Origin of the sequence: Bartonella sp. AP57NXGY, assembly GCF_042195805.1 — a bacterium.
Lineage (GTDB): Bacteria > Pseudomonadota > Alphaproteobacteria > Rhizobiales > Rhizobiaceae > Bartonella.
In genome coordinates, this window is the sequence record NZ_JBHIOZ010000003.1 from 44,540 (window position 1) to 66,288 (window position 21,749).

Below are 21,749 nucleotides of genomic sequence, written 5' to 3' on the forward strand. Positions count from 1 at the left end.
GCGTTGAGATATCTGTATAGATCCTTATTTGAGGAAATATACTCAGTGCACATCATGGGCATATTGTTGTGATAAGTTGGTCCTTGATGCGATGAAGGGATTCATTGCGTCCTAATAAAATAAGAATATCCAAAACACCTGGTGATGTTGCACATCCTGTAAGAGCTGCGCGAAGTGGTTGGGCGATAGATCCAAATTTGAGATTCTGTGTTTGGACAAAAGAGCGAAGTGTTTCATCTAGAGTTTTTGTATCCCAAGAGGGGCACGCTTTCAGAGCAAGATAAAGATTGTTTAAAATGGTTCGTCCATTTTTATCTAAGAGCATTTGAGCTTTTTCATCAAGTTGTAAAGGTCGTTGCGTAAAAATGAAGGAGGCATTGTCAATCAGTTCGCACAGTGTTTTTGAACGTTCTTTCAAATGCGGGATTGCTTTTAAAAATTGAACACGGCGTTTTTCATCAAGTCTTTCAATAATTTGTGCTCCCCTATCGGTTTCTGGTAGAATATTAAGAGCGGCATCAAAAAGTTCTTGATCATTACTCATACGCATATAGTGTCCGTTGATGAAATCGAGCTTTTTGAGATCAAAACGAGCAGCACCTTTGTTAATATCCTTAATATCAAACCAAGAAATCATATCTTTAAGGGACATCAGTTCGTCATCACCATGACTCCAACCTAAACGGACAAGGTAATTGCGCAAAGCAGCAGGAAGATATCCCATTGTTCGGTAGGCATCAACACCGAGCGCACCATGTCGCTTTGATAATTTTGCACCGTTTTCACCATGGATAAGAGGAATATGGGCCATAACAGGAATGTCCCATCCCATTGCTTTAAAGATAATCGTTTGTCGGGCTGCGTTGGTAAGATGATCGTCACCACGTATAATATGTGTGATGCCCATATCATGATCATCAACGACAACAGCATGCATATAGGTAGGCGAACCATCAGAACGCAAAATAATGAAGTCATCGAGATCTTTATTAGGAAAACGGACATCACCTTGAACACGATCATGTACAATCGTTTCTCCATCTTGAGGGGCTTTGATGCGAATAACAGGCTTAACACCTTTAGGAGCTTCAGAACTATCACGGTCACGCCAACGTCCATCATAACGTGGTGGGCGCCCTTCTGAACGGGCTTTTTCACGCATTTCAGCTAACTCCTCAGGTGAAGCATAACAATAATATGCTTTGCCATTCTTGACCAACTGTTCAGCGATTTGGCGGTGACGTTCTGCACGTTCGAATTGCGAAATAGGGGCGCCATCATAACTAAGACCCATCCAGTGCAAGCCATCTATAATGGCTTTTACAGCTGCTTCGGTTGAACGCTCTCGGTCTGTATCTTCAATTCGTAAAAGCATTTTTCCACCGGTATGTTTTGCATAAAGCCAATTAAAAAGAGCAGTACGAGCACCACCAATGTGAAGGAAGCCAGTGGGTGAAGGGGCAAAACGAGTAATAACAGACACGAATATTTTCCTTTAAACTAAGATATTACTTATGGAATTTTATAGAAAAGTCATGTTAGCATAAGTGATGGGGCGTGCAATAGCCGTATTGCGAGTTAAAGTGGGGGACTGATGTTTTATAAAAGTAAAGAGGGTTTATCCGAAAAATCTGTTACAGAAAGAAAAAAGCCATGTCAGATAGGGCAGAGTGTTTTTTCTAGGTATGATGATGCAAAGAACAGTAGCTATAATCAACAAAAACTTTTTTTATTGACACTCTTAAAAGAAGTAATCATTTTTTTTCGCAAATGGTTAGAAGATTGTATTAATAAAGAAGTTTCTTTTGGTATCCTTTTTTCGCTGATTTTAGTCTTTTTTGCCCTAGGAATCATTTTCTATTTTCATTTAGAGTGGGAACCAAGTTGGGGACAATTGGGGGCGTTGGTCAGTATTTTTCTGGGAATATTCTATGTAGCACGTTTTTATCGAAAAATATCGATTCCCGTGGGGTTTCTGTTTTGTATTATATTGGGTGCTTTAGCGGCAAAAATAGAAACGTGGCGTATTGCAACACCCATGCTAAGCAGTGACATTGTCACTACATTGACGGGAAGAATTGTTTCTATTGAGTCAGGTGCCAAAGGAGGATTTCGTTTAGTTTTGGATATTTTGAATACAGAAAATCCCGTATTACGCCATAGTCTTCATCGTGTTCGTTTATCGGCAAGATATTTGCCATCTGGCTTAGCGATTGGTGATGGATTGCATGGAAAAGTTAAGATTCGTGCATTCTCTGGGCCGGTGCGTCCAGGAGGCTACGATTTTAGTTTTCATAATTATTTTAAAAGAATTGGAGCACAAGGCGTTTATTTAGGAAAACCAAGAAAAATATCCGTTTCGCAGCCTGATGGAATATTCGCTATCATTCTACAGAAAATTGAAAATTTACGCACGAAGATGACACAAAGAATCCGTATAGCCCTTGAAGGAGAAAAGGGGAGTGTTGCAGCTGCCCTCATAACAGGGCAGCGTGCTGGTATTTCAAATGAGACAAATGAAGCATTACGTACAGCTGGATTAGCTCATATTTTATCAATATCAGGTTTACATATGGCGTTGTTAAGCGGCATAGTTCTTTTGAGTATCCGTAGTTTTTTAGCATTTTTTCCAGTTTTTTCTTCCTATTATTCCAGTAAAAAATTTGCTGCTATCGTTGCTTTTATGATAACAGCTTTTTATTTGTTATTGTCGGGCTTAGCAATATCAGCGCAAAGAAGTTTTGTGATGATTGCTGTTATGTTGGTTGCTATATTGTGTAATCGCTCTGCTATAACAATGCGTAATTTTTCCATTGCAGGGTTGATAACTCTGGCGATGACACCCCATGAAATATTAGGTCCTAGCTTTCAAATGTCCTTTTCTGCGACTGCTGCTTTGATCGCTTTTTTTGATTGGTGGAGTGGAAGATCATTTTTTCGTAAAAGAAAAACAACTCCCTCTTATGTTGGAGGGGGAGTGATAAATTTTGTTTTCTTATCGATTCTTTCAACATGTGCTTCTTCCTTTGTTGCAGGGAGTGCAAGTGGAATTTATGCTGCTTATCATTTTTCTAATATGGCATCTTTGAGCATTATCAGTAATGCCTTTGCTTTGCCTGTCATCTCAATTTTTGTCATTCCCTTTGGATTAATCGCAGTTCTTGCAATGTTAGGAGGATTCGAATGGCTTCCTCTTCAAATTATGGGTTTTGGAGTTGATCTTGTAATAAAGATTGCACATGCTATCAAGGCTATTTCTCCTGATTTGAATCCTGGTTTTATGCCGTTATCAGCGTTAGTTTTATTGAGCATAGGCTTGGTTGGACTGACTTTTTGCAAAACACCCATCCGGCTCTTTTTTAGTTTGTTTATTTTGGCAGGTGTTTCTATTTGTGTATTGCATTCACCTGTACAACTGATTATAGCAGATAATATGCGCCTCGTGGGCGTTATTCATGATAAAAAATTATATATTGATCGTTACCATATTTCTAAGTTCACGACATCCATATGGAAAAAGTCATTTCGTGTGAATGAAACGATTAAACCAACAAAATATGGTCCTTCGTTACACGGACAATTTATTTGTGATTATCATGTATGTACATCTTTATTGGATAATGGATTAAAAGTGATCGTTTTACAGAGAGAAACAGATCAATGTGTAGAGGCAGATATTCTCATTCAGACATTTGTGATGCATAATCCAACTTGTTACAAGAAGGCAAAAATAGTATTTATACCTCAACAATTGTTATCACGAGGAAGCGTTATGATGACCAAAGGTGGAGATATTATTTGGTCTTCGCTAGGGTTTCATAGACCATGGAATATGCACAGACAGCATTCATAAAAACATATAATCAGTCATATTTTGCTTCACATTTGGATAATGACAAAACAAAAAATAACAGAAGACTTTTCTCATAATATTTTACGGTATTTAAATTCGTAAGTTTATCAACGTCATTGAAACGAGATAATAATCTACAGTTTTCTAGAAATAGATGATTTTTTATATCTGATCATTTTAATTTTTTCAAAAAAATTGATATGTGCATCTTTGTGCATCCTATTGATAGCACAAAATAAATCAAAAATTCTTATTGAATGAGAAAAATGCTAACAAATATTCTCAAAGAAATAAAAAAGATAATTGTTGATTATTCTATTTTATTCTTATCATATATTTCTATAACGAGTAACATCTCTTCAAGCAAGAGATGATGGTCAATTTAAATAGATTGCGTCAAGAGGTTATCTTTTATTATCATTATTATCGGTGGTAATAGGGGTGATAAGTGCTGCTTATACGGATAGAAGGCAAAGTCATTCATGAATGTTCAGCAGTTAAAAAAAATGGCAGCTATTAAAGCGCTTGAGTTTGTTGAAGATGGTATGCGGCTTGGTATCGGATCTGGTTCGACAGTCAATGAATTTATTCATCTTCTAGGTGAGCGTGTTGCGGATGGTTTGCGGGTGACTGGTGTTGCTACTTCAAAATATTCTGAACAACTCTGTCATAAGTTTGGAGTGCCTGTTAGCACTTTAGAACAAATACCTGAGCTGGATCTTGATATTGACGGAGCAGATGAAATTGGTCCTGAGATGATGCTCATTAAAGGGGGAGGGGGAGCATTGTTGTATGAAAAAATTGTAGCGTCGGCATCTCGTGCAATGCTTGTCATTGCGGATGAAACAAAGGTGGTAAAAAGACTTGGTGCTTTTGCACTACCAATTGAAGTTAATCCATTTGGTATCCACACAACATGCAGAGCCATTGAAAAAGTCGCTGATGATTTAGGGCTTTCTGGAAAAATTGCATTGCGAATGAATGGAAAAAATCCTTTTGAAACAGATGGTGGCCATTTTATTCTTGATGCATTTTGGGGCTGCATTTTGCAACCAAAACCATTATCGGATGCACTTCTTGCTATTCCTGGTGTTGTTGAGCATGGCCTTTTTTTGGGGTTGGCTTCACGTGCAATTGTCGCTATGGCTGATGGTCAAATAAAAGTTTTAGAACCGTTTGATTTTTAGAAAAGGCATTTACATGATGATATGTTAGCACAGTAAAAAAGGGTCTTAAAGATTTTAGGTAGAATAACGAATTAAAATTATAATTAGCGATCGGGGTAATCATTAAATGAAAATAATATTTTCTTTTCAGCGTTTTGTCGTATATTTTAGTGCAATTGCTATTTTTGTTGTGAATGTTGGCATGGCTTATGCACAAGGTGTGAGTGATCAACATTTAGATTCAGCGCGAAAGGCAATCAGAGCTATTCATGCAACGGATCAATTTGATAGCTTTTTACCAAATGCGGTCCATGATTTCAAAAATGAACTGATTAGCGATGATCCGAATTTGGCAACAGCTATTTCTGATATTGTTGATAAGCAGGCGCTTGCTTTAATTAAAAGGCGCTCTGATCTAGAAAAAGAGATTGCTCACGTATATGCAAAATATTTTACTCAAAAAGAGCTTGATGCGATAACAACATTTTATAATTCTGATACCGGTAAAAAGTTTTTGACAGAAGTCCCCAATATTGCACGTGATTCTTATTCAGCATTTGATATATGGCGTACTGCTCTTATGCGGGATCTTGTAGAAAATGTGAAAAAAGAGATGTCTGAAACACTTAATTTGAATAATTCTACTATGCCTACAAATATGCCTATAAAATCAGAATCTTCAGAAAATAAAAAATAGCTTGATCGATATCATGACAACAATGGGCAATTTCTGATTTTTTTAATAGCGGCGGTTTTCCCGCCGTTTTAAATATTTTAATGAGAATAAGTCTTTTTAGAATACTGCTTTATAAAAAAGGCTTCTTCAAAAGAAAAAAAGACTTTCATTTGATAATAAAAGATCTTAGCCTACTCTTGCAGATGTATAAGAAGGAATAATTCGTGGGCTCTTTTGACTTTGATTTATTTGTTATTGGAAGTGGTTCTGGTGGAGTACGTGCAGCACGGCTTGCTGGAGGTCTTGGCAAGCGGGTCGCTATAGCAGAGGAATATCGTATAGGGGGCACTTGTGTTATTCGTGGTTGCGTTCCCAAAAAACTTTATGTTTATGCATCACAATATGTAAAAGAATTTAAGAAAAGTGTTGGTTTTGGGTGGGAATATGCGGATCCAATTTTTAGCTGGGAAAAGTTGGTTGCAGCTAAAAATAAAGAAATATCAAGGTTAGAAGGGCTGTATCGTAAGGGATTAGAAAATAACAATGTGCATATTTATGAAAGTCGTGCTACTTTTATAGATGATCACACATTAGAGCTTTCTGCCACGGGTGAGCGGGTAAGTGCAGAAAAAATTTTGATTGCAACAGGGGCAAAACTTGCACCAAATACGTCCATAGAAGGCGGTGAATTTTGCCTTACTTCTAATGAGATTTTTGACCTTAATCAACTCCCAAAATCAATAGTGATTGTTGGTGGAGGGTATATTGGTGTTGAATTTGCTAATATTTTTCATGAATTAGGTGTAAAAACAACACTCCTTCATCGTGGTGATTTAATCCTTCGTAATTTTGATCATGATTTGCGGCAATTGCTCAGCGATGCAATGATTGAAAAAGGGATTTCTATTCTTTATGGCATAACAATTTCTAAAGTGCAGGCTGCAGAAAATTGTTATGAAGTTGTTTTATCAAATGGGAAAATAATCAGAGCCGATCAGATTATGTTGGCTACGGGGCGTGTACCAAATACAACGGGTTTAAGACTTGAGCGGGCAGGTGTTAAGGTGAATGAATTTGGTGCAGTTGTTGTTGATGAGAAAATGACAACAAATATCCCCCATATTTGGGCTGTTGGTGATGTAACAGGTCATATTCAATTAACACCCGTTGCGATTCATGATGCAATGTGTTTTGTTAAGACAGCATTTGAAAATATTCCAACAACACCTGATTATGATTTAATTACAACAGCAGTTTTTTCACAGCCAGAGATTGGAACGGTTGGTCTTTCAGAAGAGGAGGCGGTAAAGCGTTATAAGCGTCTTGAAATTTATCGTACAGTTTTTCGTCCTATGCGTAATGTTCTTTCTGGTAGTTCAGAGAAAATGCTTATGAAACTCATTGTTGATGGTGAAAGCCGTATTGTTGTGGGCGCTCATATTTTAGGGGAAAATGCTGGTGAGATGGCTCAGCTTATAGGGATATCTCTCAAGGGTAAGCTGACGAAGGATATCTTTGATGAGACGATGGCAGTGCATCCAACGATGGCAGAAGAATTGGTAACGATGTATAAACCAAGTTATATATATGAAAATGGGAAGAAAATAGAAAGTTAAACAGCATATATTGCGGTAAAAAGCTTTTGATATGCTAATCTGTAAGATTAATCTTTAGAGAGAGTGTAATGATAAAAGAATGGGCGCCTGACACTTGGAGAACAAGGCCAATTAAACAAGTTCCGACTTATCCGGATAAGTCTATGTTAGAAGATGTTGAGCGAAAACTGAGAAGGTATCCTCCTTTAGTTTTTGCCGGTGAAGCACGTGATTTAAAAAATGAATTAGCAGCCGTTGCGAAAGGCCAAGCTTTTTTATTGCAAGGTGGTGATTGTGCCGAAAGCTTTGCAGAACATGAAGCTGATAATATTCGTGATTTTTTTCGTGTATTTTTGCAAATGGCGATTGTTTTGACCTTTGGTAGTTCTAAACCGGTTGTTAAAATTGGTCGTATTGCTGGTCAATTTGCAAAGCCTCGCTCTTTTGATATTGAAAGAAAAGAGGGAGTTGAATTTCCTGCTTATCGTGGGGATATTATTAATGGCATTGAATTTGAAGCCGGTTCTCGTATTCCAGATCCGCAACGGATGTCTATGGCTTATCGCCAATCTGCGGCAACACTTAATCTATTGCGTGCTTTTTCACAAGGTGGCTATGCTAATTTAGAAAATGTTCACACATGGATGTTGAGTTTTGTTTCTAACAGTCCGCAGGGAGAACGTTATGAATTATTGGCAGAGCGTATTTCTGAAGCAATTGATTTTATGCGTTCTATAGGGATTACATCCAAAACACATTCTTCATTGCGTGAAACATCTTTTTATACCAGTCATGAAGCACTGTTGCTTGGTTATGAAGAGGCTTTGACTCGGATTGATTCAACTTCAGGAAATTGGTATGCAACATCTGGTCATATGCTATGGATTGGTGACCGTACGCGTCAGATTGACCATGCTCACGTTGAATATTGTCGCGGCATTAAGAATCCTATAGGATTAAAATGTGGTCCTTCCATTGAGCCTGATGAGCTTTTAAAATTAATTGATATTTTAAATCCTGAAAACGAGTTGGGGCGGCTTACTCTCATTACGCGCTTTGGTTATGATAAAGTTGAAAGTTATCTGCCTAAACTCATCCGTGCTGTTGAACGCGAGAAGCGTGCGGTTATATGGTCATGTGATCCAATGCATGGCAATACAATTACTGCCAATGGTTATAAGACGCGTCCTTTTGATTATGTTTTAAAAGAAGTAGAGAATTTTTTTGCAGTGCATCGTGGAGAGGGAACTTATCCAGGAGGCATTCATATTGAGATGACAGGTCGTGATGTTACTGAATGTACAGGAGGGGCGCACGCCATTTCTGTGGACGATTTATCTGATCGTTATCATACGCAATGTGATCCACGGTTAAATGCAGATCAAGCGTTAGAATTGGCTTTTCTTGTTGCTGAACTCCTTAAAAAAAATCGCGTGACTGAATCGTTAGCAATTGCTGCTGGGGGGTAGGCAAAAATTTGCCTAATATTTTTAGGTCATTATGGCAGAAAAGAATTTTAAAAAATGATGTTTCCGATGATGAAGAATAAAGTTGTGGTTGCTAAACTGATGAAATGATACAAAGGCTTATGAAAAATGATTTTCGGGTATCAATTGCCCAATTAAATCCTATTGTCGGTGATATTGAGGGGAATTTTTCTTTAGCTGTCATGGCGCATCAAAAGGCCAAAGAAGAGGGGGCTGATCTTGTTTTATTCACGGAACTTTTTATAAGTGCTTATCCGCCGGAAGATCTTGTTCTAAAACCTGCTTTTACAAAAACATGTGAAGAGACTGTTGAGAAATTAGCAAAGATAACCGTAGGCGGACCAGGAATTGTCATTGGTCTTCCATTAAGGCGCAATGGTAATATTTACAACGCTGTCATGGTTCTTGATGAAGGGAGAGTCATTGCCGAATGTTTGAAGTTTGATTTACCTAATTATGCTGAATTTGATGAAAAGCGTTTATTTTCTTCAGGTCCACGTCCTCAGCCTATTGTCTATCATGGAATTAAATTAGGAATAGTCATTTGTGAGGATCTTTGGAATGATTCCTCTCTTAGTACAGAGCTTAAAGATAAAGGAGCGGAAATTATTCTTGTCCTTAACGGATCTCCTTATTATCGTAATAAAACATTAAAACGTATAGACGTTGTTCATACACAGGCTCTACAATCTGGAGTGCCAATTATCTACGCTAATCAAGTAGGTGGTCAAGATGAGCTCGTTTTTGATGGTGGGTCTTTTGCCTTGAATGGACAAGGCAAAAAGATATTTCAAATGAAACACTTTGATAGCCATATTGCTTTAAGCCATTGGCAAAAAACAACGACGGGATGGCACTGTATTTCAGGTCCTAATGAAAGTCTTCTCAATGGATTAGCGGCTGATTATCAAGCTTGTGTTTTGGGGTTGAAAGATTACGTTAATAAAAACGGCTTTAAGGATGTTATTCTTGGTCTTTCAGGAGGAATTGATTCAGCCCTGTGTACGGCAATGGCGGTGGATGCTCTTGGTGCTGAGAGGGTTCGCACCATTATGATGCCCTATCATTATACTTCGCAAGAATCATTAAAAGATGCCAAAGAATGTGCTGATCTTTTGGGATGTCGTTATGAAATCATACCGATTGCACAACCTGTTGAGGCTTTTTTAAAGACAATGGCACCTGTTTTTTCAGGGTTACCCTCTGACGTCACAGAGGAAAATCTTCAAAGTCGTATACGCGGTACACTTTTAATGGCGCTTTCAAATAAATTCGGCTCAATGGTGGTAACGACAGGCAATAAGTCAGAAATGGCTGTGGGATATGCAACACTGTATGGGGATATGAATGGCGGGTTTAATCCTCTTAAAGATATTTATAAAATGCAGGTTTATGCATTAGCAGAGTGGCGCAATAAAAATCACTTGCACAATTTGAGAGGACCAGAAGGAATGATCATTCCATCCAATATTATAGAAAAAGCACCCTCTGCAGAGCTGCGGGAAAATCAAAAAGATGAAGATTCTCTTCCGCCTTATCCTATTTTAGATGATATATTACAATATCTTGTAGAAAATGACATGAGTATTTGTGATATTGTTAAACGTGGACATTCACGAGAAACTGTTGCGAAAGTTGAACAGCTTCTTTATGGTGCCGAATATAAAAGGCGTCAATCTGCGCCTGGTGTAAAAATCAGTTACAAAAATTTCGGACGCGATCGTCGCTATCCTATAGTCAATCATTTTCGCGATAAAAATTGAGTATTATTTTATGGTTAAAGTTCGTTTTGCTCCCTCTCCAACAGGTTATATTCATATTGGCAATATCCGTATTGCGCTTTTCAACTGGCTTTATGCGCAAGCGTATAAGGGAGAATTTATTTTACGCTATGATGATACAGATATTGAACGTTCTAAACAAGAATATATCGATGCTATTGCTGTTGACCTTGAATGGCTTGGTATTCAACCAGATGCAATTTATTACCAATCCAAGCGATTTAATCGATATGATGAAGTGGCAGAAATTCTCAAACAACGTGGCCTTCTTTATCCTTGTTATGAGACAACAGAGGAATTAGAGCGGCGTCGTAAAATCCAGCTTTCACGCAAATTGCCTCCTGTTTATGACCGTGCAGCATTGAAGTTGACAACAGAAGAGAGAAAAAACTTTGAATCACAAGGTCGTAAACCCCATTGGCGTTTTCTTCTTCCTAATTTTGAAAGTGATCCTTTACACACAAAGCGAACAGAAGTTTGCTGGAATGATGCAATAAAGGGAAAGCAGACGATTGATTTAGCTTCTCTTTCAGATCCTGTTCTTATTCGTGAAGATGGAACCTATCTTTATACATTGCCGTCTATTGTTGATGATGTAGATATGGCTATTACGCATATTATTCGTGGGGATGATCATATTACAAATACAGGCGCTCAAATTGCTCTTTTTAAAGCTCTTAATGCAGAATTACCGGTTTTTGCTCATACCAATTTATTGGCGACAGTTTTAGGAAAAGGATTTTCAAAACGTAATAATGATCTTTCTATTCGTTCTCTACGGGAAGAAGGATTTGAATCTATAGCTGTTCAATGCCTTGCCGTTTTGATTGGGACATCGCAAAATGTGCATCCCTATCCCAATCAAGCTGCGCTTTTAGAGCATTTTAATCTCCAAGATACGTCAAGATCCGTTGCAAAATTTGATATTGCTGATCTTCTTGCTTTGAATAGTCATCTTGTCCATGAGTTAACCTATGAGGAAGTAAAAATGCGCCTTAAAAAACTTTCTATTGAGGGAGATAAGGCGGAATATTTCTGGAACGCGATAAGAAGCAATATTAATAAAGTCAATGATGCTGTTTTTTGGTGGAAAATCATTCATGATGAACAGAATTTTGATACAGTAGCACTAGAGGATCGTGCTTTTGTGCACCAATCACTCGATTTCTTACCTGAAGGTGCTTTGAATGAGGAAAGTTGGAAAATTTGGACAACAGCATTAAAAGAAAAAACAGGTCGAAAAGGAAAAGCTTTATTTATGCCATTACGTCAGGCACTTACGGGCATGGATCATGGACCTGAAATGGGAAAAATTTTGCAGCTTTTAGGGCGTGAAAAGGTAACGGAAAGGCTCTCTAGGAAATAAGAGCGGATTTTTTAAAAGTATTTCGTTCATTTCACTCTAAAAGAGAGTAGAGAACGGGTTTATTTACATGTTTTTATAAGCATGAAAGCAGGAATATCATCACCAAATCCAATAGGTGTGTAATTCTTATTTTTTCGTGAGCGTTGTTGCTCAGATGGCTTCTCCTTATTATTTGCATTTTTGATATATTCTGTTTTATTCTCTTCTACAGATTTTTTAGTGTGAGCAACAGTCTCTTTTGGAGCAGTTTTCTTTGATGGTTTTGAAGATTTTTTCTTTACAACAATATCTTCTGTTTGATCATCGGCTATTAAAGTTGAGAGATCTCCATTGAGCCATTCAATTTTTTCATTACTCATTTCTTCGATGGCATTGATATATTTTTGATCAGCTTTTGTAACGATTGTAAAGGCTTTTCCGCTACGATTTGCACGCCCTGTACGACCAATTCGATGGATATAGTCTTCAGCATGTGTAGGAACATCATAGTTAAATACATGACTTACAGCTGGAATATCGAGTCCACGGGCAGCAACATCAGAAGCAACAAGAAGTGTAAGTTTATTATTTTTAAAATCAGCTAGGGTGTTCATGCGCGAATATTGGTCCATATCTCCATGAAGTGCCCCTACATTAAAGTTATGTTTGATAAGCGATCTAAAAAGTTCAGAGATATCTCTCTTTCGATTACAGAAAATGATTGCATTTTGAAGCTCTGCACCTTCATTTTGGATAAGCTCTCGTAAAACCGCTCTTTTATCCCATGATTTATTTCCAGATTTGACAAGCCGTTGTGTAATTGTGGTAGCTGTTGAGGAAGCTTTTGTAACTTCAACAGATACAGGAGAATGTAAAAATTGTTTCGTTAGCTTTGTAATTTCTGGCGCCATTGTTGCAGAAAAGAACAAAGTTTGACGCGTAAAAGGGGTTAGTTTACAGATGCGTTCAATATCAGGAATAAAGCCCATATCCAACATGCGATCAGCTTCATCAATCACAAGGATTTCAACGCCCATCAGGAGCAGTTTACCGCGCTCGCAATGATCAAGAAGGCGCCCTGGTGTTGCTATAAGAACATCAGCTCCCCGTTCAAGTTTGCGATCTTGGAGTTCAAAAGAAACGCCACCAATCAAAAGAGCAACATTTAAACGATGATTTATGCCGTATTTATCGAAATTTTCTTCAACTTGAGCTGCAATTTCTCTTGTTGGTTCTAAGATAAGCGTACGGGGCATTCGTGCTCTTGCACGACCTTTTTCAAGGAGAGTGAGCATAGGCAATACGAAAGAGGCGGTTTTACCTGTTCCCGTTTGGGCGATTCCTAAAACGTCTTTTCTTTGAAGGACATGCGGAATTGTTTCACTTTGAATAGGTGTCGGAGCTGTATACCCCGCTGATTTCACCGCATTAATAACCTTTGCGGAAAGACCTAAATCATCAAAACTGTTTAAAGATGGTATCATTTTTTTATCAACTGCTCTGTGATTTTAACTGCGCTATCTAATGATGATTATAACCAATATTTTACACTCTTTAAAAGTGTTAAGATGTTTTCACAAAAAAAACTAACTATAACAATCATATACATATAAAACGCATAATACAATCATTAATAGCGAAATTGTTCTGATAAAATGCGCTCATCCCATGAATGATTTGAGTCAAAAAGGATTGAAGCTGTTACTTCTGTTGCCATTGAAATAGTAACTGAATGGACAGATTTAACTTCAATATTATCTGCAGCAGCGTTTACAGGGCGTTTGTCAGGTTCAAGCATATCAAAGCGCACTGTTACTGTATCGGGAAGCAAAGCTCCATGCCAACGCCGAGGGCGAAAAGGGCTAACGGGAGTGAGGGCCATAAGGGGAGCCATAAGAGGTAAGATAGGTCCTTGTGCTGATAAATTATAGGCGGTTGATCCAGCTGGTGTAGCGACGAGGACACCATCACAACTTAATTGTTCCATGCGTACGTTGTTATCAATGGTGATGCGAATTTTTGCCGCTTGATAAGATTGCCGAAAGAGGGATACTTCATTAATTGCAAGCGCCTCGATAGAATCTTGACATTCAGATTTTGCAATCATGCGCAGGGGATGGATTTCTTTTTTATGTGCGGCAGCAATACGATTGGGCAATTTTTTTTCATGAAATTCATTCATAAGAAACCCTACAGAACCTTGATTCATACCATAAATAGGTTTGCCTGTGTTCATGACATCTCGTACGGTTTGTAACATTGTCCCATCACCACCGATTGCAACAACAATATCAGTTTCTTCCAGAGAAGAATGACCATAAACGGAAATTAATTTATGGGTAGCTTTGATAGCCTCCTCAGTTTCTGCGGAAATAAAATGAAAGCGACTTGGTAATGTAGCCATTTAAAAATTATCCTGATACTTATAATTTATGTTGTAACTTATTTTTGAGAGTTTTGAAGTTGTAATAAAAGCTCTTTTTATAATAAAAAGAGCATTGAATAAAGAGAAGTTATTTCAAGGTAAAGTATCATTAAACAGTAAAAGGAATGCGTCGTTAGATAAATTACAAACGAGTAATTTTTTTATTAGAATGATAATTTAGCATTGAAGCTAAGAGTATGATTAGTTAAAAGACCATAACTGATTTTAATAATCAGTGTGAAGCACCCGTAGCTCAGCTGGATAGAGCGCTGCCCTCCGAAGGCAGAGGTCACAGATTCGAATTCTGTCGGGTGCACCAAATTCTTCAACTTCATATCATCCTAAATAACAAGATTACCTAAAAAGAAGCCAATTTCCTCTTTTATGAAAATGGTTATTTGAGTTGTTTATTAAGTTTTGCAGCGAATAAGCAAATGATTTTAAGAGAAGTAAAATTTACGGCTGCGTATATAATTTTTCGGTTAGTCATTTTGAATATCGAGATAAAAAAGCAAGGTTATCTAAATATGCTTTCAATTTAACTATAAACATTTAAAAAGTACATTTAATTCAATATGTTATTGTACAACTGATCTGGCGATGTTGATAGTAGATCGCTAAATATATTGTTTTGAGCATTAAAATAGATAGCTAAATTTGCTTTTATTCTATTTTTGGAGTTAAAGGCTGTTATGGTGATATGGAACGCAGATGAGGAATATCACCAGTTAAAGGAATAATAAGGGGGAAAAAACAACCGTCAAGATTTGAATTGTTTCAAAATGCTGTATTCGATATGGTTTTGATATGGGTATCTGGTGATTTCTCTATACACCAATACTGCCAGTTATGTTGGATGAAGGATTGTTTAGCTTTAATCAACTTTCTTATATACCGAACACTAATTATGGTGGTTATTTAGTTGGGAGTATGTTCTTTACGTTTGGCAGTAATTGGGATTATATTTCTTGCTCCTCGCATACTATCTTGTGCAGCTATAGTGATGAGTGCACTTAATTATTTTCATGGCGTTAACACTTAGTCCTTTTGATCCGTTTTGCTGCTGGTGTTGCGAGTGTAGCAATGATGGTTTTGGGTTCTATTATAGTCATACAGCATAGCCATATGGGCGGATTATTGCTTCGCTTTATGCAGGTGTAGGAGTTGGTATTCTACTACTAGGTAATGAATATGTTATTATTAGTTTGAACAGAGCGCTTGATGCAACAAACATTTGGTTTGGAGCTGGCTTAATGTCTGTTCAAAACTTTTAAAAACATACAGGTTTAATTATGATAACTATATCAAAAAACACCTCCGTTATTTCTTTCATTGCAAATGAAACCGCTCCTGTTAATCAGAAAAAACCATCCAAAATATGAATAGATCAATCAAATGGATTTCGTGACTGGTCATGTATATATATTATCGCATTCGTGCTTTAAACGATTTTGGTGATGTAAAAAAAGCGATCTGGATGGCTTTTATTGAAAATGAAAGCAATCTCTCTCATGATGGTAATTGCTGGGTTGCTGATAATGTCTGTGTTGTAAAATCTGGTTGTGTTTATGAAAATATAAGGGGCTATGGCAATGCTGCCATTGGTGGCTATGTGTATGGCAATACCCTTATATGTGATAAAACCCATGTGTATTTTGGTGTTCATGTTTATGACAATGCTCATCTTTCTTATAACGTTTGAGTTTATCATTAAGCGCGGGTTTATGGGAATGCAAAATTATCCGGTAGTGCACGTATTCATAGCAATGCCGCGGTTTATGATCATGCGGTTGTTAGGCAAGGTTTACGGCAATGCTAGCGTGGGGTGTCATACTAAGGTCTACGGCTCTGTTTATGGCTATGCCAAGATCTCCTGATTATATCGTGATTAGAAGTAATGTATATGGCAATGCAAGAATAAAAAGACATAGCGATTTATATTCGGTTCCCATAAATTGAGAGGTTTATGAAAGTGATGATGTTATCAAGATTGATAAACAGAATAAATGACAGACGTGGAGGGTGCTTCTTTGATGGTTATAAACGCATCATAAAAGAAAGCTGTGCCAATTGATATGACGCTGCTTTTAAATAGAGGTACTACAGATCATACAAAAGAAGTCAATAATGAATGCATGTATACAAAACGTATCATATTGCAAACGCTCTATTCTATTGATTAAAACTGATCAAAAGGAACGTAAATGACAGATATGATCTTTAATCACTCATTTGAATTACAGAACCTATAAACACTTTTTTATGGCTATAAAACGTATTAAGAATAACGCTCTCATTTTTGAGGTGGTCATTTGACACAAAGTACATTATCAAAATGTCTCAATGCTTGGTAGGTTCATATCAAGACTCTCAAGAGAAAATGCGTATTAAGTGAATATTTGTAACAAAACCCGTTGTTTACATTTACGAACATTGGTTTTTAAAAGCAGCTTTTCATAAGACAATAAACAACCGCTTTTTATAAAATCTAAGGCTTTTAAACTGTTATAAATCTAGGTTTTAAATGTATTTATAGAGATATCATTTTATGTCTCTAAACGTTTAAACGTTCATTTAGTGAGGTTCTCATAAGCGTATTTTCACTTTGCATTTAAACTTAATTTCTCTGCAAATAAGCCGGTCCATATTTGGGCTGGCAAAATTAACCAGCTCAAATTCGAGTTCGTTAACTTTAGAATAGAGCATTCTTTAAACATTGTCGCTTTTGACTCAAAATTGAGTAAAACGCCATGCCTTTGTAATATGATTGCAATCCTTTTGAAATTTATCTACTTATCTTTGTCTTAATAAGTATCCTCAAATTTGAGGGGACTTCATTTGGTTTCGTATTTTAAAACTGTAACTTTTAAAACGTTTTTTGCTTGTTTTCCTGCATTATATCATTAAAAATCTTTTGATTTCTACGACATAACATTATCAATTTCATTACCTGTTGTGATGATAGTATCTATATAATGTCTGCTTATTATTGACTAACTTTTTAGTAAGCGGCGCTTTAAAATCGACTTGTCTTTAAATCCTTTTATGTGCCCTTAATGAATTAAAACCTATTCTATGATAGTTTCAAATGATTATTTCTTTTAAGGTTTAGCTCAAAAAAAGAGTAAACCCCATACCATTTTTTAAACGCATGCAATTTATGTTATCGATAATTTCAAACGATTACGTTTTTAATAATGCGATTTGTGTGTGATAAAAACGTATCATAAAATTTATGAACTGTTATGAATGATAGCTGCGTTCACTTCATTTGAATGTTTACATGCGTTTTATGGTCTATCCATACATGGTAATTGTTTATGAAAATGGTTAATTAAATCACGTATAAAAGTGTAGATTTTAAATGGGATTCATATAGAATAATTTCACGCAAACTATTGACTTTATTATATTTTTTATGAATAAGATTCCATCTCGTTTAGACGTTGCAAAAGAAATCACCAAAGACCTTATTGATAAGATTCTTCTCTTACACGGCATTATCACTTTTGTTTGCAAAAATCTGCTTCGCTTTTGACTTTTGATATGGATACAACCTCTTTTGAGGTAGAGCAAAGAATTTTTTAATCATGGAGAGTGCAACAGTGTTCTTCAAAAATCTTGATTGGTCTGTTGAAAAAATTAAAGAGTTAGATAATTATTCAGCACGTTATCAACTACCAGATTGTGAAGTACAAATTCTTTATAATGACGCAATTATCAAAGGTTATCCGTAATTTGATGTTGGAGTTTCGATTAGTACTGGTATTTTATCTGCAATTGATCCCTATCAATTCTCAGCACTTACAAGATCTACAACTTGATTTTTATAAAAAGGGGTTGAGAGTTTGTGAAGAAGGAATATATGCAGATTGGTTGGAATTAAGCTTGATTATGTCTTGAAATAGGCGATAGAAAGAATTGATCTTCATAAATGCTTTTATTCCAGATATGGAGCACCATCTTGGCGAAAGAATGAAGTTGGAGGCACATAAAGGTTATCAAGGTATATGATGCAGATTATAGCTTACTTCATATTGGTGCACTGTCTTTATTGGGTGATGTTGCAACCTTACAATCTTATTATCAAAGTTTCAGTGCAGAGGATCATTTAGGCTTTGATGAAAATACCCAACAGATTCATCTGAACGTGCATTGGCTTTAGTCAAAGAAGTGGTGAAATCTAAGCAGCTCAGCTACGCTTTAATTAAAAAGTAGCAAAAATATGAGCTATCTAGAAGAAAAACAAAGTTCTTAATAAGGGCCTTTCCAGAGAGGTTGAGTCTCATTCTTGGAAGGAAAAAAATAGCTAAATTTATCGAAACAAAAGATAAGGAATAGCTCCTTAAGAAATATCAAGAAGATCTAAAAAGATTATAGGAGCCAGAGTCTGGTTTAAAGATGCCATCATCAGTTGAGTGAACTCAACAATGGTGGAGTTTTATCCATTGGCGGAAATCTGATGTTTGAAAGAGGCTTTCTTGATGTGAAGGTAATATTGTAATAAATAATTATTATAAATCAATATGTTGTATATATTCATTGTTTTGAGATTAATGACCATTGACAAATAATTTTGCACCATTTTCTCTCTTCCAGCTTTTCGTCAATCATCAATGAAAATTTTTTATAATGGAAAGTTCATTGATAACATAACTTTTGTATGTTCATTATTTTACGCTTAAAAAAATATAAATAATGAAATGCAATTAAGTCATCAACTTCTGATTTTTTTCAATTTTTAATCATAAAAAAATCTTTTTATTCATTTTGCTTATAAAAAGAATTAGCTTTTTTCTGGTGATACAAGTGGAGAAATAAGGATTTTAGATATGTTTCTGCGTTCCATTTCAATCACTTTAAAGTGTAAACCATCAGTTTCAAAGCTTTCTCCCTCATTTGGTAAATGACCAAACTGCCAAAGCATAAAGCCTGCCAGAGTCGTATAACGATCTGCTTCATCCACAAGATTACGCCCAAGATAACCACTTAAACGGCGGATATCAGCATATCCCTCAACAAGAAGACTGCCATTTTCAAGTTGTTCTGCGATCATGAGTTCTTCATCGTCATCAGGAAAGTCTCCTGCAATAGCTTCAAGAATATCGGTTGGTGTTGCAATTCCTTCAAAAGATCCATGCTCATCAACAATAATTGCAAGCTGAATCGAAGAATGACGTAATTGCTCCATCAATCGTAAAACACTTGTATTTTCATGAACAACGAGGGGTTCTCGCATAGCTTTTTTCCAATTAATCTTTTTCCCCTCAGCCAAATTCAAAAGAAGATCTTTTGTCAACGCAACGCCAACAAATTCATCCACTTTTTCACGCGCAAGAATTAAGCGGCTATGTTTAACCTTTTGTAATTCTTCACGCATTTCATTTTCATCAGCATTTAAATCTAACCACTCAATCTCATTACGCGGCGACATGATAGAGCGAACAGGGCGATCAGCTAAATCGAGAACACCACGAATCATCTCCTTTTCTTCTGGTCTAAACAACTCAGAAGCTGCGGCCTGTTCAGCAATAACATCTACAGTCTCAGCAAGGTGACTATCTTTGCTTCCTCCTCCTAAGAGCCTCAAAACAGCATCAGCTGTTCTACTGCGTAGATCATTCGTTTTAATCATTTTTTCACGGTTACGACGTCCAATTTGATTAAAAGCTTCGATGAGAACAGAAAAACCAATAGCAGCATACAAATACCCTTTTGGAATATGAAAACCAAATCCTTCAACAATGAGAGTAAAACCAATCATCATCAAAAAACCAAGACAAAGGATTACAATAGTGGGATGACGATTAATAAAACGCATAAGAGCACCAGATCCGCACATCATTACTCCCATAGCAGCTATGACTGCGATATACATAACTGCTGCCTGCTCTTTTGCAATCATACCTGTTGCGGTAATAATACTGTCTAGTGAAAAAACGGCATCCAGCACCACGACTTGGACGATTACTTGCCAAAAAACAGCATAACCAACGCCTGTTTTTCTTTCATGTGATACTCCTTCTAACCTTTCATGTAATTCTAGCGTTCCCTTTGCGAGCAAAAAGGCTCCACCACCGATTAAAATAAAGCTATGCCAACTAAATACAAAAGATGAAAGTGAAAGAATGACCCTATCGAGTCTCATAACCCATCCAATAACGGTAAGAAGGAAAAGCCGCATAATTAATGCTAAAGTAAGACCTATAAAGCGTGCGCGGTCACGCAAATGCAGTGGCAATTTTTCAGCTAAAATTGCAATAAAGATAAGGTTATCTATTCCTAAAACAATTTCGAGAAAAACCAGCGTGATCAAACCAAACCACGCATGGGGATCAGTGATCCATTCCATCATTCCTTACCTTTTAGAAGCTTAAAAGCGCGCGATTGACAAAAAAAATTCATAGGCTTTTATTCGTATATTGGATCATGAACATTGAATGTAAAAAACTTATATTCAAAGAAAAAAACAGCACAATATTGCTTGAATGCATGTGATTGTTGATAAAACAAAATGATGCCCCATCCCGCTTACAACCACAAGAAGGTTCCTCTAATTTTCGCTCGGGCATTATGCTCGATAATCCTCTAACTATAGGTTCTGTATAACAATCAGAACATTTATTTATAAAGCCTCTTATAATGGGTTTATTTTTATATAAGATCAAGTGGTGAATATCATATTTTTAACCTTACAGACAATGAGTTTATATAACAAACAACAAAATATCTGGACATCTATCCTTAGGAGCGTTATAGAAACGCTCATTCTCGTCTTTTGAGAAGCTTATGGGTGATTAGCTCAGTCGGTAGAGCAGCTGACTCTTAATCAGCGGGTCGTGGGTTCGATCCCCTCATCACCCACCATTTTATTTTATACCGTAAATAACTTATTGATTGCGTAATTTTTTTTAAGGTACGAGTTGCTAAATAAAATTGGGCAGTAGGATTTCCCCATATCTGTTTGTTTAAAAGTGAAGATTGTTGATATAGCTTAGTCATCGGTGTTTGTACTTTTTAGGGGACTCAAAGAACTTCCAAAGGACATTTTAAGATCTTTTAATGCGTATTGTTTCTTTTTTTAAGTTGCAATTGGTAAGGAGAAGCCTCTTACCGACAATTGTGTTATTTAAAGGGGTATAAAAATCAACAGTTTTCACTTCTTTTAATATAAATTGATTAAATTTTTTTGGATTTTTAGCATATTGTTTAAAGACAGAAGAAACTTTACACTTTAGTTGTGTCAGCAGCGTGGATATTTTTTGATAACTCTCCCGCTTAAACAAAAAAATTCTGTAATAATCATCAGTATTCCAAGAGGGTAAATCAAGATAAAATAAAGTAGTTAGCTGGACATACAAGTAATAAAATTAGATCAGTTTAATTGTTTAAAGCTAATACCTGTTAAACGAAAGACAATA

17 protein-coding genes and 2 tRNA genes are annotated in these 21,749 nt (G+C 36.4%); 15 read left to right on the forward strand and 4 right to left on the reverse strand.

Translation table 11 applies throughout. From position 1 onward, the window contains the following. Positions 1 to 52: 52 nt before the first annotated feature. On the reverse strand, positions 53 to 1,483 hold the full coding sequence (gltX, locus tag ACFIL8_RS01005; protein ID WP_375688763.1) for a glutamate--tRNA ligase: 1,431 nt from the start codon (positions 1,481 to 1,483) through the stop codon (positions 53 to 55). Positions 1,484 to 1,594: 111 nt separating this feature from the next. On the opposite strand from gltX (ACFIL8_RS01005), the gene ACFIL8_RS01010 reads away from it, so the two are divergent. The 7 genes from ACFIL8_RS01010 to gltX (ACFIL8_RS01040) all read left to right on the forward strand — a co-directional run bounded on the left by ACFIL8_RS01010 (position 1,595) and on the right by gltX (ACFIL8_RS01040) (position 11,924). Further along, entirely contained in the window at positions 1,595 to 3,853 is a 2,259-nt protein-coding gene (locus ACFIL8_RS01010) for a ComEC/Rec2 family competence protein (protein ID WP_375613477.1), read from the forward strand. Positions 3,854 to 4,335: 482 nt separating this feature from the next. After that, positions 4,336 to 5,040, forward strand: a complete 705-nt coding sequence (gene rpiA / locus ACFIL8_RS01015) for a ribose-5-phosphate isomerase RpiA (RefSeq protein ID WP_375613478.1) — start codon at positions 4,336 to 4,338, stop codon at positions 5,038 to 5,040. Between the two features lie 106 nt (positions 5,041 to 5,146). After that, positions 5,147 to 5,716, forward strand: coding sequence for a DUF2059 domain-containing protein (locus ACFIL8_RS01020; RefSeq protein ID WP_375612140.1), 570 nt, complete (start codon positions 5,147 to 5,149; stop codon positions 5,714 to 5,716). 203 nt (positions 5,717 to 5,919) lie between these two features. Continuing rightward, complete coding sequence (gene gor / locus ACFIL8_RS01025) at positions 5,920 to 7,311, forward strand: glutathione-disulfide reductase (protein ID WP_375620794.1); 1,392 nt, start codon at positions 5,920 to 5,922, stop codon at positions 7,309 to 7,311. A gap of 68 nt (positions 7,312 to 7,379) precedes the next feature. Further along, a complete protein-coding gene (locus tag ACFIL8_RS01030; protein WP_375620795.1) occupies positions 7,380 to 8,759 on the forward strand; it encodes a class II 3-deoxy-7-phosphoheptulonate synthase in 1,380 nt (459 codons plus the stop codon). 119 nt (positions 8,760 to 8,878) lie between these two features. Beyond that, the gene (locus ACFIL8_RS01035; RefSeq protein ID WP_375638425.1) at positions 8,879 to 10,540 is read left to right on the forward strand and encodes an NAD+ synthase; all 1,662 of its coding nucleotides are present in this window, start codon (positions 8,879 to 8,881) and stop codon (positions 10,538 to 10,540) included. Between the two features lie 10 nt (positions 10,541 to 10,550). Next, entirely contained in the window at positions 10,551 to 11,924 is a 1,374-nt protein-coding gene (gene gltX, locus ACFIL8_RS01040) for a glutamate--tRNA ligase (RefSeq protein WP_273790689.1), read from the forward strand. A gap of 59 nt (positions 11,925 to 11,983) precedes the next feature. On the opposite strand, the gene ACFIL8_RS01045 is transcribed toward gltX (ACFIL8_RS01040), so the two are convergent. Continuing rightward, positions 11,984 to 13,387: a DEAD/DEAH box helicase gene (locus ACFIL8_RS01045; protein WP_375620798.1), complete on the reverse strand. Its 1,404-nt coding sequence runs from the start codon at positions 13,385 to 13,387 to the stop codon at positions 11,984 to 11,986. Positions 13,388 to 13,533: 146 nt separating this feature from the next. Further along, entirely contained in the window at positions 13,534 to 14,307 is a 774-nt protein-coding gene (locus ACFIL8_RS01050) for an NAD kinase (RefSeq protein WP_375612145.1), read from the reverse strand. A gap of 263 nt (positions 14,308 to 14,570) precedes the next feature. Here ACFIL8_RS01050 and ACFIL8_RS01055 point away from each other — a divergent pair. The 7 genes from ACFIL8_RS01055 to ACFIL8_RS01085 all read left to right on the forward strand — a co-directional run bounded on the left by ACFIL8_RS01055 (position 14,571) and on the right by ACFIL8_RS01085 (position 18,493). Then, positions 14,571 to 14,647, forward strand: a tRNA-Arg gene (locus tag ACFIL8_RS01055). Between the two features lie 530 nt (positions 14,648 to 15,177). Next, complete coding sequence (locus ACFIL8_RS01060) at positions 15,178 to 15,345, forward strand: hypothetical protein (protein WP_375629647.1); 168 nt, start codon at positions 15,178 to 15,180, stop codon at positions 15,343 to 15,345. 152 nt (positions 15,346 to 15,497) lie between these two features. Continuing rightward, positions 15,498 to 15,602: a hypothetical protein gene (locus ACFIL8_RS01065; RefSeq protein WP_375613508.1), complete on the forward strand. Its 105-nt coding sequence runs from the start codon at positions 15,498 to 15,500 to the stop codon at positions 15,600 to 15,602. 140 nt (positions 15,603 to 15,742) lie between these two features. Then, positions 15,743 to 16,030, forward strand: coding sequence for a hypothetical protein (locus ACFIL8_RS01070; protein ID WP_375688765.1), 288 nt, complete (start codon positions 15,743 to 15,745; stop codon positions 16,028 to 16,030). A gap of 22 nt (positions 16,031 to 16,052) precedes the next feature. Further along, a complete protein-coding gene (locus ACFIL8_RS01075; protein WP_375688767.1) occupies positions 16,053 to 16,205 on the forward strand; it encodes a hypothetical protein in 153 nt (50 codons plus the stop codon). A 1,728-nt stretch (positions 16,206 to 17,933) separates the two neighbouring features. Beyond that, positions 17,934 to 18,065, forward strand: a complete 132-nt coding sequence (locus ACFIL8_RS01080; protein WP_375638427.1) for a hypothetical protein — start codon at positions 17,934 to 17,936, stop codon at positions 18,063 to 18,065. A 299-nt stretch (positions 18,066 to 18,364) separates the two neighbouring features. After that, a complete protein-coding gene (locus tag ACFIL8_RS01085; protein ID WP_375629689.1) occupies positions 18,365 to 18,493 on the forward strand; it encodes a hypothetical protein in 129 nt (42 codons plus the stop codon). Between the two features lie 621 nt (positions 18,494 to 19,114). On the opposite strand, the gene ACFIL8_RS01090 is transcribed toward ACFIL8_RS01085, so the two are convergent. Further along, the gene (locus ACFIL8_RS01090) at positions 19,115 to 20,683 is read right to left on the reverse strand and encodes a TerC family protein (protein ID WP_375612149.1); all 1,569 of its coding nucleotides are present in this window, start codon (positions 20,681 to 20,683) and stop codon (positions 19,115 to 19,117) included. A 436-nt stretch (positions 20,684 to 21,119) separates the two neighbouring features. Here ACFIL8_RS01090 and ACFIL8_RS01095 point away from each other — a divergent pair. Further along, positions 21,120 to 21,195 (forward strand) — tRNA-Lys (locus ACFIL8_RS01095). The last annotated feature ends 554 nt before the right edge of the window (positions 21,196 to 21,749 follow it).

Bases quoted from the DNA above. Each gene is read 5' to 3' on its own strand.
- ACFIL8_RS01050 (WP_375612145.1), bottom strand. From the start codon at position 14,307: ATGGCTACATTACCAAGTCGCTTTCATTTTATTTCCGCAGAAACTGAG.
- ACFIL8_RS01030 (WP_375620795.1), top strand. From the start codon at position 7,380: ATGATAAAAGAATGGGCGCCTGACACTTGGAGAACAAGGCCAATTAAA.
- ACFIL8_RS01075 (WP_375688767.1), top strand. From the start codon at position 16,053: ATGGGAATGCAAAATTATCCGGTAGTGCACGTATTCATAGCAATGCCG.
- gltX (WP_273790689.1), top strand. From the start codon at position 10,551: ATGGTTAAAGTTCGTTTTGCTCCCTCTCCAACAGGTTATATTCATATT.
- ACFIL8_RS01035 (WP_375638425.1), top strand. From the start codon at position 8,879: ATGAAAAATGATTTTCGGGTATCAATTGCCCAATTAAATCCTATTGTC.
- ACFIL8_RS01070 (WP_375688765.1), top strand. From the start codon at position 15,743: ATGTATATATATTATCGCATTCGTGCTTTAAACGATTTTGGTGATGTA.
- rpiA (WP_375613478.1), top strand. From the start codon at position 4,336: ATGAATGTTCAGCAGTTAAAAAAAATGGCAGCTATTAAAGCGCTTGAG.
- ACFIL8_RS01010 (WP_375613477.1), top strand. From the start codon at position 1,595: ATGTTTTATAAAAGTAAAGAGGGTTTATCCGAAAAATCTGTTACAGAA.
- ACFIL8_RS01060 (WP_375629647.1), top strand. From the start codon at position 15,178: ATGTTGGATGAAGGATTGTTTAGCTTTAATCAACTTTCTTATATACCG.
- ACFIL8_RS01045 (WP_375620798.1), bottom strand. From the start codon at position 13,387: ATGATACCATCTTTAAACAGTTTTGATGATTTAGGTCTTTCCGCAAAG.
- ACFIL8_RS01020 (WP_375612140.1), top strand. From the start codon at position 5,147: ATGAAAATAATATTTTCTTTTCAGCGTTTTGTCGTATATTTTAGTGCA.
- ACFIL8_RS01090 (WP_375612149.1), bottom strand. From the start codon at position 20,683: ATGATGGAATGGATCACTGATCCCCATGCGTGGTTTGGTTTGATCACG.